The organism is Shewanella sp. 553 (assembly GCF_059338375.1).
In genome coordinates, this window is sequence record NZ_CM181701.1 from 2,449,253 (window position 1) to 2,461,762 (window position 12,510).

Annotated in this window: 9 protein-coding genes; 8 read left to right on the top strand and 1 reads right to left on the bottom strand. The window is 48.4% G+C overall.

Features of this window, described 5'->3' with window-relative positions:
* Nucleotides 1–51 precede the first annotated feature (51 nt).
* The 3 genes from dsrO to AC5YBZ_RS10985 are packed head-to-tail and all read left to right on the top strand — an operon-like array spanning nt 52 to nt 5,038.
* Complete coding sequence (dsrO, locus tag AC5YBZ_RS10975) at nt 52–819, top strand: sulfate reduction electron transfer complex DsrMKJOP subunit DsrO (protein ID WP_494521429.1); 768 nt, start codon at nt 52–54, stop codon at nt 817–819.
* A 2-nt stretch (nt 820–821) separates the two neighbouring features.
* Complete coding sequence (gene nrfD, locus AC5YBZ_RS10980; RefSeq protein WP_494521428.1) at nt 822–1,922, top strand: NrfD/PsrC family molybdoenzyme membrane anchor subunit; 1,101 nt, start codon at nt 822–824, stop codon at nt 1,920–1,922.
* A 23-nt stretch (nt 1,923–1,945) separates the two neighbouring features.
* On the top strand, nt 1,946–5,038 hold the full coding sequence (locus AC5YBZ_RS10985) for a tetrathionate reductase subunit A (protein WP_494521427.1): 3,093 nt from the start codon (nt 1,946–1,948) through the stop codon (nt 5,036–5,038).
* A gap of 389 nt (nt 5,039–5,427) precedes the next feature.
* Here the strand turns inward: AC5YBZ_RS10985 and AC5YBZ_RS10990 are convergent, their stop codons facing one another.
* Entirely contained in the window at nt 5,428–6,999 is a 1,572-nt protein-coding gene (locus tag AC5YBZ_RS10990) for a methyl-accepting chemotaxis protein (protein ID WP_494521426.1), read from the bottom strand.
* 426 nt (nt 7,000–7,425) lie between these two features.
* On the opposite strand from AC5YBZ_RS10990, the gene dinG reads away from it, so the two are divergent.
* From dinG to AC5YBZ_RS11015, 5 genes are all read left to right on the top strand, one after another.
* Nucleotides 7,426–9,498, top strand: a complete 2,073-nt coding sequence (gene dinG / locus AC5YBZ_RS10995; protein WP_494521425.1) for an ATP-dependent DNA helicase DinG — start codon at nt 7,426–7,428, stop codon at nt 9,496–9,498.
* Nucleotides 9,499–9,506: 8 nt separating this feature from the next.
* Nucleotides 9,507–10,280 (top strand): sulfite exporter TauE/SafE family protein, encoded by a 774-nt coding sequence (locus AC5YBZ_RS11000; RefSeq protein ID WP_494521424.1) that lies wholly within the window; start codon nt 9,507–9,509, stop codon nt 10,278–10,280.
* Nucleotides 10,277–10,939: a primosomal replication protein gene (locus AC5YBZ_RS11005; protein WP_494521423.1), complete on the top strand. Its 663-nt coding sequence runs from the start codon at nt 10,277–10,279 to the stop codon at nt 10,937–10,939. The genes AC5YBZ_RS11000 and AC5YBZ_RS11005 overlap by 4 nt, the downstream gene beginning before the upstream one ends.
* 9 nt (nt 10,940–10,948) lie before the next feature.
* Nucleotides 10,949–11,632 carry a DUF2057 domain-containing protein gene (locus AC5YBZ_RS11010; protein ID WP_494542905.1) on the top strand — a complete coding sequence of 228 codons (684 nt, stop codon included), beginning with the start codon at nt 10,949–10,951 and terminating at the stop codon, nt 11,630–11,632.
* A 267-nt stretch (nt 11,633–11,899) separates the two neighbouring features.
* On the top strand, nt 11,900–12,172 hold the full coding sequence (locus tag AC5YBZ_RS11015) for a late competence development ComFB family protein (protein ID WP_494521421.1): 273 nt from the start codon (nt 11,900–11,902) through the stop codon (nt 12,170–12,172).
* The last annotated feature ends 338 nt before the right edge of the window (nt 12,173–12,510 follow it).

The window sequence follows — 12,510 nt, forward strand, 5'->3', positions numbered from 1 at the left end:
ATAACGAACAATGCCATTGTATATTTTATCACCCACCCAAGTAGGCGTTATATGGATACTGATAAACGACATTTTCTCAATCGCATGGCGGGTATTACTGCCGGTGCGGCGCTCATTCCCGTTGCAGGGATCAATACTGCGGTTGCTAGCACAGTTATCCGCAACAACCAACAGGCCGATCGTAAAGGTCACATAGGCAAACGCTATGCCATGGCTATCGATCTGCGTCAATGCGTCGGCTGCCAAGCGTGCACCGTCGGTTGCAGCATAGAAAATCAGGCGCCAATAGGCCAATTCAGAACCACGGTCAAACAATACCAAGTCAAGCTAGACGGTAAAGAACAGCCCCAGCAAGTGAAGGCGTTTATGTTACCGCGTTTATGTAACCATTGCGATAACCCACCTTGCGTTAAAGTCTGCCCAGTGCAAGCCACCTTTCAACGTGAAGATGGCATCGTCATGGTCGACAACGAGCGCTGCGTCGCCTGCGCCTATTGTGTGCAGGCCTGCCCCTATGATGCCCGTTTTATCAATCACGACACCCTAACCGCCGATAAGTGCACCTTCTGCGCCCATCGATTAGAACAAGGTTTACTTCCTGCCTGTGTCGAAACTTGTGTGGGCGGTGCTCGCGTGATTGGCGACATCAACGACCCCAATAGTGTTATCAGTCAATTACTGACCGCAAACAAAGACGATATCAAGGTATTAAAACCTGAACATAATACCCATCCGCACGTGTTTTACATCGGGATGGATGAGCGCTTCGTCAGCCATGTCGACGGTCAAGCCGCCCTCTACGAACCTGTGGGAGAATAGTCATGAACATCACCGAAATCTTGATTCCTGCACAAGAAGTGGCCTGGCTCCCCTGGGCAGTGCAATACTTTTTCTATATTGGCGCCTCTTACGCCGCGGCCATCTTGTTGCTCGTCGCCTTGGTTTTTAGCCGTCAAACCACCCACCATTTTCGTGTAGCACTCGCGCTCACCATGGCCATTGGCGCCATTGTTGGCCCGCTGGCCCTCACCGGCGATTTACATCAACCGGGCCGTGCTTGGCATTTCTATTTTCATGTCACGCCATGGTCTTGGATGTCGTTAGGCTCATTTTTCTTACCACTATTTTCTGGGTTAAGCGTGCTGACCGCCTGGCTTTATCTGCGCCGCGATATTGCCGCATGGCAGTTTAGCCAGTCTCCCTTGCTGCGCAAGTTAGCGCTGTTAACCTTGGGGCAATGGCAAACAACTCACACACAGTTACTTGTAGCCGCCAGCCTAACCGCGCTGTCTGGGCTGAGCATTGCTATCTATACTGGCGCCGAAATTTCAGTCATCGCCAGTCGTCCTTTATGGCATCAACCCGCCTCAGCACTACTGTGGTTTACCAGCGCATTTGTTGGCGCCATCGGCTTTACCCTGCTGACATGGACACTGCTGCCTAACGCGACAAAACCGGCGTTAAGCGGCGCCGATCGCAATATCATCCAACGTACCAGCATTATCGGCGCGACCTTGGCCTTAGTGTTAGTGCCGATTTGGGCCTCAAACAACCCCAGCTTTTCATTGTTCGCCAACCCAGTTTGGGTCATCAACCTTACGCTAATGGCCGCCACCTTATCTGTCTGTATTGGTCTAGCGCTATTATTCAACGTCTTTGCCACGCGCACATTTGGGGTCATTGCTATGGTAGTTAGCAGCCTACTGTGTGCGTGGGTAATACGTTGGGTAACCATTTTGGAAGTACAAACCATTGCTCGCTTTGATGTGGGAGATTTTGCCTATCAGTTGCCCGCTGGGAGCGCTGGCTGGCTTGGGATCATTGGCATATTCGGCCTATGGCTGGCGCTGGCACTTATCGGCTCAGAGCTTATCAACGCTAAAGCCACTGCGGTTCACCAATCTCAAGCTCTGCAGCAATAACCAACATATTTAAGGATTTTAAAATGGATAATAAACGTCGTCTGCTACTAAAATCAGGTTTTGCTGTTGGTGGATTAGGTGCATTCTCTGCCGGTTACAGTGACACCATTCATCATGCGGTCAAAGGAACCTTAGAGGGCAGCGCGGGTAAAAAGACCCAACATATTCACCATGGCAACTCGTTAGCGCCAGAGTATCACCTCAATGCGAATGGCAAGCTACTGCCTAATCCAGATCAAAGAGTCGCGCCATCTATGTGTTTTGGCTGTTGGTCGTTATGTGGCCTGCGGGTACGTATCGATAATAATACCGATGATATTTTGCGCATCGCTGGCAATCCATACCACCCACTATCACACCATGAGCAGATCCCTTACGCTACGCCAGTTAAAGAGGCTTATCGCTCATTGATGGGCGAAGCTGGGCTCGCGGGACGCTCCACCGCCTGCGCCCGCGGCAATGGCATGTTAGAGATACGCAACAGCCCTTATCGTATCACCCAACCGCTTAAACGTGTGGGTAAACGCGGCGAAGGCAAGTGGCAACCCATTAGCTATGAGCAGCTGCTCAGCGAAGTGGTCGAAGGTGGCGATCTGTTTGGTGAAGGCCAAGTAACTGGGCTGCGTGAAATACGCGACATTCACACCCCGCTGGATCCACAAAACCCCGAATATGGCCCCAAAGCCAATCAGCTATTGGTCACCAATGCGGGTAACGAAGGCCGTGATGATATTTTAAAACGCTTTGCCTTCAACAGTTACGGCACGCGTAACTTTGGTCACCATGGTTCCTATTGTGGTTACGCGTTTCGGGCAGGCTCAGGGGCTATGATGAATGATTTGAATAAATTCGCTCATCTAAAACCCGATTTAGACCACGCCGAATACGTGCTATTTATTGGTATGTCACCAGCGCAAGCGGGCAACCCGTTTAAACGCCAAGCAAGGCAATTGGCCGAAGGACGCACTAGCGGTCGGCTCAAATACACCATCATCGCCCCGAGTTTACCGGCAGGTTCATCGAGCTTAGCCGCCGGTGATAACAACCATTGGCTGCCCATCAACCCCGGAACAGACTCCGCTTTAGTGCTCGGCATGATCCAGTGGATCATCGCTAATCACGCTTACAACCAACCCTTTTTGGCCCAGCCTAGCGCCGCAGCTATGGCAAAAGCCAATACTGCCCATTGGTGTAATGCGACACACTTGGTGATAAGTGACGAGAGTCATGCCGATAATGGTCGCTTCCTGCGCGCCTCCGATATCGGCCTGAGCTACAGCGGCGAGCCGTTATCTGACAGCGATCCTTTTGTGGTGGTTAATGCGGCCTCAGAGCAACTCAACGTCAACACCCAAGACGATGCCGCGCAACTGTTTGTCGATAGGCAAGTCATTAGCCTTGGCAAAAACATACGAGTGAAATCCTCATTGCAACGCTTGAAAGAGGAAGCCTTTAAGCATGATTTAGCGTTTTATAGCCAACAGTGTGGCATCGCTGTAGCGCAAATCGAAGCCTTAGCACGTGAGTTCACCAGCCACGGTACCAAAGCGGTAGTCGATACCCATGGCGGCAATATGCACACCAATGGCTTTTATAACTCTTTTACTATTTTAATGCTTAACGCGCTGATTGGTAATATCAATATGAAAGGTGGTGCCATGGCTAAAGCTGGCGGCTACCCCACATCGGCCGCAGGCCCACGTTACGATTTCACCCAATTTAACGGCAAGACTAAGCCTAAAGGAGTTTTCTTATCTCGCAGTAAATTCCCCTACCAAAAAACCAGCGAATATAAACGCCGCGTCGCCGCAGGAGAATCACCTTATCCTACTCGCGCACCTTGGTACCCGATCTCAGCCCCGCTGCTCACCGAGCACTTATCGGCGGCTATCGACGGTTACCCTTATAAAGCCAAAGCCTGGATTAACCACATGGCTAACCCACTTTATGGGGTCCCCGGGCTAAATACCCTGCTGGGCGATAAGCTGAAAGATCCACAGCAATTAGGCCTGATTATCTCTATCGATGCCTTTATCAATGAGACTACCGCACTGTCTGATTATATTGTGCCCGACACTGTGACCTATGAAAGCTGGGGCATGTCTACCCCTTGGCACGGCGTGCCGACCAAAGCGGTCACCGCACGCTGGCCCATCGTTGAACCGCGCACAGAAAAAACGGCCGATGGTCGAGCGATTAACTTTGAAAACTTCATCATAGATGTAGCTAAGCGTATGGAGCTAGGCGGTTTTGGCGACAATGCCATACAGGACAGCCAAGGTAACTGGCATCCCATTCATAGCGCTGAAGATTTTTACCTGCGCGCAGCGGCAAACCTTGCCTATGCCAAAGGCGGCGTCCCGAGCGTCGAAGCCGAAGACATTGCCTGGTCAGGGCTTGAGCGACTCATGCCGGCGATGACCCGCACTCTAACAGGTGAAGAGATGCGAAAGGTAGGTTACATCTTTGCCCGTGGCGGTCGTTTTGAAGACGCCAGCCAAGCTTACCAGCAAGATAGAATGAAGCATCGCTGGGCTAAGCCACTGGCCATTTGGAATGAAACCGTCGGTACGTCAATCAACACCATGACCGGCGAGCGCTACCTAGGTTGTCCTACTTGGTCACCGCAGCGCTTGGCTGACGGCACACCATTTGAGCAGCAATACCCTAAAACACAGTGGCCGTTTAGCTTGACCAACTTCAAGTCAAACATCCATAGCTCGGTGTCTAATTTGTCACCGCGCCTTGCCTCGATTAAAGGGGTTAACCCTGTATATATTCACCCCATTGATGCTGAAAATGCGGCAATAAGCACAGGCGATCTGTTTGTGATTGAAACCCCAAGCGCTAAAACCCAAGCCTTAGCAATGGTCGTTGAGGGGATAATGCCCGGGACTTTAGGTTTTGAGCATGGGTTTGGCCATACCGAGCTAGGTGAGCGGGCTCATTGGATTGGTGATAAACAGCAACCCGTTAAAATGAAATCCAGAGATGGAGTCAATATTAACGATATCGGCCTTATCGACCCGACTCGTGAAGGCCAGGGCGTGATGCTCGACTGGGTGGTTGGCGCCGCCGTTCGCCAAGCCATACCAGCTAAGATTTATAAGGTGTAAGCACGCCGCTGGATTGATCCCAACCAACGCCGTCTGATCAACATGACGGCGTTTTTTTATGCCTTTGACTGATGCTATTTAGTCGATGCCAAGCCAGCAATCCCCTCGTGATGGAACATTAGCCAAATAGAATTAATCTCGTGGAATTAGCTAGGTGACATTAGCCGTACTGCATTAAGCGCTTGAAGCAGAACCATGGCGATAACCGATAGATACGGTTTTATTGCCAGTCGCTATAGAGATAAAAACGCCGCTGTATCAGCGGCGTATGGTGGCACTCATGTAAACTTCAGCTCACGGGCCTCAATCCACCAGGCCTGCAATTTAAGAGACTCTGATAAAGAGAAGTGGCGATAATGAAGATAAGCGATTGTAATTAATCAATCGCGTTATCGCTTTTGAAATTGCTGCATCAAACGTTGTAGATCGCTGAGCTGACTCACCAACTCAGAGCCACGATTTACCGAGTGATCGCTGCGCTCAATATTGGCCAATGACAACTGCTGAATGGAGATGATGTTGCTATTAATATCTTCAGTCACACTCGCCTGCTGATGCACCGCGGCAGCGATTTGATGACTCGCGCTGGCCACCTCACTCAACATACTATTGGCATGTTTCAGCACATCGCCGGTACGAACAGCATTGTCTCGACACACATCCGATAAATGGCTGCCTTGTTGCGTCGCTATCACGGCTTGGCCAGCGGTATCTTGCAGGTGAGCAATCATGGAGCGAATTTCTTCGGTGGAAGCTTGGGTTTTTGAAGCTAACGCTCTAACCTCATCGGCTACCACCGCAAATCCACGGCCACTCTCTCCTGCTCGAGCCGCTTCAATCGCCGCATTGAGTGCCAGCAGATTGGTCTGATCGGCTATGGTGCCGATGACTTCGAGGATCTTTTCAATCTCTTGGCTACTCACCGATAGATCGTTAATTATGCCGTTTGCACGCGCTAATTCTGAGTGCAGTTCTGCCACCGAGTCTATCGTGGTTTGCACATTATTGAGTCCGTCATCAGCAAGCTGATTCACTTGCTCCACTAATTGTGATGCCGCCATCGCATTATCAGCCACATCGCGAATTGAGCTGGACATTTCGGTTACCGCTGTCGCTACAGAGTCGGTATCGGCACCTTGCTTATTCAAGTTATGCTTAATCTCTTGCTGATTAACTAACTCGTGCTCAGCACTAACGTGGATCCCCTCTGCGGTTTCGCTGGCTCTGGCAACAATCGCACGCACCTCGGCTTTACGCTTTTGCAGCGCGAGCTCTATCATGGAATATTCATCATAACGCCCGGTATAGACGAGCTCCATCAACGGGTTATCATATGCTTGCGTCGCAAGTGTTGCCACCTGCCCTAAACGTCGTTGATGAAAAAACTCATTGAGTAACAGCCCGGCCATCGCCAATATCGATACCGTACCACCTAAGTGTACCGATGCGCCGCTCATCATAGCTAGGGTGCTGGCAAGCGCTGTTAACGCAGCAAGATAACGCGCCCAACGATAACTAAAGCGTGGCCTTGATAGCTTAGATGGCGTCTCTTTTTGGCTCATTTCGCTATAGAGCGCCTCTGCACGCTTAACCCATTCTCGGTTAGGCTTAGTGCGCACAGACTGATATTCAATAATTTTGCCCTTAGCATCGGTGATGGGGGTGATAAAGGCTGATACCCAATAAAATCCGCCTCCTTTACGGGCGTTCTTCACCAGTCCCATCCAACTGCGGCCAGATTGCACCGTTTGCCATAACTGCTTAAAGGCGGGCTTAGGCATATCGGCATGGCGCACAATATTATGTGGTTTACCAATTAATTCATCGGCTTGATAACCGGCAATATCACAAAAACCGGCATTAGCATAGGTGACTATACTGGAGGGATCTGTGGTTGAAATGAGATTAGCATCGAGTTCAAATTCGATTTCACGTTCTGCGTTAGTATGTTTATTTACCATATTATGGTGACTTATTTCCGAGCTGTGGTTGGTTTGTGTGCGGCGCAGTGCACTATGACTGGCAGGCCCTGTACGTAAAAGAGTTCGCTGCCGATCACAGTTGCTAGCGTTTTGAATGGAAACGCAGTTGTAATCGATACAGGATCAGCAACTATGGTATCAATTTCATTATTCAAACGATACAGGACCAACAACTATAGTATTAATTTCGTTATCCAAATAAATGAGGTGAACGACACAATATGAGCTTGCTCACTCATCAGCTCATTTATCTTGCCAAGCGCACAGCTGACAACTGGTCAAATCCATATTGTTAACATCGCTAGTCGCTTATGCTTGTATCGACTGTTTCAGAACTTATTCATATTCCGCTTGTGCTGTTTTACTGTTATTATGTACAGCTGTATTTCTCTGCTATGTGCCTTCATGTTATCTGCCACTGTTAAAACTCAGATCCGCACCATCTATAAAGACATTGCGGCCGCCTTGCCCAACTTTCGCTCTCGGCGCGAGCAAAACTACATTGTGGCAGAGATCTCAAAAACATTAGCAGGTGAATATGACAAACATAGGCGCATCATTGTCGTCGAAGCTGGCACGGGTATTGGTAAGTCGTTGGCTTATATTCTAGGCACCATTCCATTAGCCTTAGCCAGCAAGAAAAAAGTCTGTATCGCCACCGCCACGGTGGCGCTGCAAGAGCAGTTACTCAATAAAGATTTACCCTTCTTTTTACGGCAATCTGGACTCGACTTTACCTTTGGTCTGGTTAAGGGGCGTCAACGCTATATCTGCTTAGCCAAACTTGAAATGCTCATTGGCAGTGATGACGGCACCCAGATGGCCATGTGGCAAACTAAACCCGATAACAGCCAGATAGCCCTATTACAAAGTTTGTTAAAAGATTTCCATGAAGGTCGTTGGAATGGCGAGCGCGATACCCTAACGCAACAATTGCCCGATCATCTTTGGAGCCAAATCGCCTGCGACAAACACAGCTGTCATCGGCAACTAGCCAGTCATCGTCACTGCCCATTTCATAAGGCCCGTGAAGATATTGATAACTGGGATGTGTTAATCGCTAACCACAGTCTGCTTTTTGCCGACTTGGAACTAGGCGGCGGGGTGATCTTGCCCGATCCTGAAGATCTCTACTATGTGATTGACGAGGCCCATCACCTCCCCGTTGTCGCCAGAGACTTTTCCAGCGCGCAGGCGACCCTTAGAGGCGCGGTGGATTGGTTAGAAAAGATCGGCAAAACCACAGCTAAACTGCAAAATCAGCTTAAGAGTAATCATATTATTGCCCCTGCTCAGGCGATGTTAGACCACATTAACGAATTAACCGGGTTGCTCAACGCCGTAGCGCAGTATTGCGACGGCCAAGGCGCTGCATTTGATAACCCTGAAAACCGCATCCGTTTTGAACATGGCAAGCTGCCGCAAGCTTTAGTTATCCAAGCAGAAAACTTAGCCAGTGCCGCTAATAACGCCCTCAAGCAGTTCAATAAGATGTTGACCTTGCTTAACGAAGCCATAAAAGATGGTGAGCTGCCCAAGCATCAAGCCGAGCAACTGCTGAGCGAAACTGGCTTTATGCTGCAGCGTTTAGAAAATCTGCAAAAATTGTGGAAGATGATGGCCAAGACCGACAGCCCTAAAGGGGCACCGATGGCCAGATGGATAGAGCAACTTCCGGGTAAACAACACGACTACTTGTGTAACGTCTCACCGATTGAAGTGGGCTTTATGCTCGAATCCTTATTATGGGAAAAAGCCGCTGGTGTGGTGCTGTGTAGCGCCACTTTACGCGCATTGAATAATTTTAATCATTTTACCCATCAGGTGGGCCTGTCGATAAACGATGGTAGTCGTTATCTGGCCATGGATAGCCCATTTGATTTTGAGCAAAATGCGACCTTATACCTGCCAAAAATGCGCACCGAACCGACGGACGACCGTTATACCGATGAGCTTGCCGAGCAGATATTGACCCTTATCGAAGGTGAAACCGCCACCTTAGTGCTGTTTGCCTCATACTGGCAGATGGAGAAAGTGGCCGATATTGTCCGCCCCAAGATTGACAGCCCATTATTGATCCAGGGGGAAGACTCGCGTCAACAACTGCTGACACAACATAAACAGCGCTGTGATGCTGGCGAGGTAAGTATTATTTTCGGCACGGGCAGCTTCTCTGAAGGGCTCGATCTGCCAGGAGATTATCTCACCAATTTGATTATCACCAAATTACCCTTTGCAGTGCCGACCTCCCCTGTGGAGCAAGCCCATGCAGAATATATCAAGATAAAGGGCGGTAATCCGTTTTTACAACTGACCATACCTGACGCATCACGTAAATTGATCCAAAGTTGTGGTAGATTACTGCGTAAGGAAGAAGATTATGGCCGTATCACTATCTTAGATCGTCGCTTAGTCACGAAACGTTATGGAAAGTCGCTGCTTGATGCCTTACCTCCGTTTCGCCAAGTCATAGAGTAGGAACCACATTGGAGTTACTTTTAGACCCCAGCGTTTGGATTATTTTAGCCGCCACAGGTTTTATTGCCGGCTTTATTGACGCTGTCGCAGGCGGCGGAGGCTTGCTATCAATACCTGCATTATTAACCATAGGCATACCGCCACACGCGGCGCTGGGAACCAATAAATTGGCCGCCAGCTTTGGTTCATCCATGGCGGCATTCACCTATTACCGCAAACATTTTTTTGAGCCACGCTTTTGGTACCATGCCGCAATAGCCACCTTCATTGGCGCCGTTATCGGCACCTTCGTAGTCTATCTCATTGATAATCAATGGCTCGAAAAATTACTGCCGCTCATTATCATCATCATTGCCATTTATACCCTAGTAAAACCCAGTGTGATGGGGGGCAACAGCCACTTACCACCAACTCGCGCACCCTCGGCCTTTAAGCAATGGCGCCAAGGGTTGCCATTGGGCTTTTATGATGGTTTTGCTGGCCCCGCTGTCGGCGCGTTTTGGACCATCAGCAGTATTTCGCAATACCAATTACCAGTACTTAACAGTTGTGGATTAGCACGAGCCATGACTTTTATCAGTAACCTAACCTCTTTAACGGTCTTTTTAGCCTTGGGACAAGTCAATATTGTTATCGGCTTATCTATGGGCTTATGCATGATGTTAGGTTCGTTTGTTGGCGCTCGCACCGCAATCAAATTTGGCGTACCATTTATCCGTCCGCTATTTATCACCGTGGTTATTTTGATTGCCATCAATTTGGCGTGGAGCGCATGGGCATGAACACCTCAGAACTAATTTATCGTTTACGAGTCCAACTTAAGCAATTAGAACAAGAAGTGCTGCAACATGATAGCCAGCTGGCAAAAGGGCAACGTAAGCTACTGCATGATACCGAACGTTTTAATCATGGCTTATTTAACCAATCCGGTGCCCAGCTTGCCCCGTGTATCAGCCAAATTAGCAATAAAATAGCGCAGCTCGAAAAACTACTAAAGGGGAATATCTCGACATCGACCATAGCGTTAAGCTGTGAAGGTATTCAAGATAGATTTACCGCACTGCGACGCGCGCTGAACACCACCACATTAGATGTGAAATCGGCTGAGCAACAAAAATCATCACGTATTGCGAATGCCAAACAACGTCGCCAGCAGTCGCACGCCGATAGTGGTTTTAGTTGGATCGCTTCTGGCGTAATGCATAATAGCCACCAGCTATATGATGAATTAAACAAACATCTGAACTGGGTTCAAACATTTGAGCAAAAGATTGCAGATTTACAATCAAAACTTGAAAACTGTCATAGTGCTGACAAAATTGCACTGCAAAATGAGATACTTTTAGTTCACCGTCGCTTAGGTAAGTGCCGACAAGCTATTAGCTATATTGAAGACCGCATTCAGGCGTTTGAACGCCCATATAAAAGTCATAATCGTTAAGGAGCAACAATGAAATCAGTAATGCCAATCACCGCTTTAATCGCTTTGCTTGGTGCCTCATCGGCAATGGCTGCCAATCTCACCATTCCCATGGCATTTGAATACTTAGCCCTTAATGGTCAAAAAGTAGAAAGCAGCTTGTTTAACCATAAGGCCGATTTAAGCCTAGATAACGGCACGCACAAGATTGCTATCCGTTATCACGATATGGTGCAAGATGATTTCAGTGACAGCGAAAGCTTTATTAAATCATCCCCCTTTATTATTACTCTTAATGTCGATGGCGATTATGACTACCAGTTACAACCCGCCGAAGGCAAAGTGATTAAACGTCCGAAAGAGTTTGCTAAATCACCCGAGGTCATCATCACGCGTGCAGATGGTGGTAAAGTCAGTTATCAAGTAGCACAAACCGATATTGCAGAAACTTCATTTGTAGGTCGACTCTTAGGTGATGACAGCGGTCAAGATGTTGAAGTCGCTGCAGCCGTTGCAACGAGCGGTACGATGGCAGCTAGTTCCGTACCAGCAAAGCCTGTTAGCGCCATCGAGGCTGCGACATTACCCGCGACAGCAGCGCCCACCAATAAGAGCGAAGCTGAACATGCTCAGCAAATGCTGCAATACTGGTGGTTACACGCCGATGAAACAACGCGCAAAGAATTCATGAGCTGGGCCATCAAACAGTTGTGATCATTTGATAAAACCCACAAGCAACGTCACGCTAACCTAAGGTTAGCGTGACCCTCTCCCCCCATATAGACTCTCCCGTTTTACCTTGAACCATATACCATCTAATTTTTTAGTCTCATTTACCTGCTATAGATTGTCAGCATTCCCCTAGCTTGCGCTTACGCACTGAACCATTACGCGACATTAAATAGTGATTGCGGCTAAGCCAATATGATTGCAAACTAGACAAACGATATAAGCCAAGCCCCTCATCGTGGAGATAGATGCATGCAACTAGAAATTCGAAATTATTATGAAGTACTGTTACTTGAGATGCTGTCGGATGAAGGATTGATGGATGAACTCCCTGAAGACTATCTGGCCGATTTATGCTGCGTGACACTCAATCAGCTGCCCGTGCGCTACATTCGGCACCTCGTCGATACTTACTTTTTTGAAGATTATGACGAACTCAAGCAGATGAAAACGGAGATCCAATCTGCCTTAGAAAAATCGCGCGCCTTTCTAAAAACCAAGCTTCCCCAACAAGAAAGCCTGTAACTCGAACCTAGGCGTTCAATTAATGAGGACGCCTTGGTATTCACACACACGCGACTTTCCAGACATACCCCAAGCATAGCCCAGACATAAAAAGTCACACTGATGGGTATTTCACAATTGATAACGGCACGCAATTAAACAAAGTTAAAACGGTGAATGTAAAACAAGATAGGAAAATTTAGAAACAAATAGGGGGGAGTTTTTTACTAACCGATTTCTCATCGAGTGTACCACCAAGCGTATCACCTGAGGTATGTATGAGATAAGCCTTTGATTAGACTTTAGTTTGGAGGTTATCCTAGAGCCACACATTGACTATATAAGCCACATGAGTAACT

Coding starts and splice junctions, on each gene's coding strand:
- AC5YBZ_RS10985 (WP_494521427.1), top strand. CDS start 1,946: ATGGATAATAAACGTCGTCTGCTACTAAAATCAGGTTTTGCTGTTGGT.
- AC5YBZ_RS10990 (WP_494521426.1), bottom strand. CDS start 6,999: ATGGTAAATAAACATACTAACGCAGAACGTGAAATCGAATTTGAACTC.
- dsrO (WP_494521429.1), top strand. CDS start 52: ATGGATACTGATAAACGACATTTTCTCAATCGCATGGCGGGTATTACT.
- nrfD (WP_494521428.1), top strand. CDS start 822: ATGAACATCACCGAAATCTTGATTCCTGCACAAGAAGTGGCCTGGCTC.
- AC5YBZ_RS11015 (WP_494521421.1), top strand. CDS start 11,900: ATGCAACTAGAAATTCGAAATTATTATGAAGTACTGTTACTTGAGATG.
- dinG (WP_494521425.1), top strand. CDS start 7,426: ATGTTATCTGCCACTGTTAAAACTCAGATCCGCACCATCTATAAAGAC.
- AC5YBZ_RS11005 (WP_494521423.1), top strand. CDS start 10,277: ATGAACACCTCAGAACTAATTTATCGTTTACGAGTCCAACTTAAGCAA.
- AC5YBZ_RS11010 (WP_494542905.1), top strand. CDS start 10,949: ATGAAATCAGTAATGCCAATCACCGCTTTAATCGCTTTGCTTGGTGCC.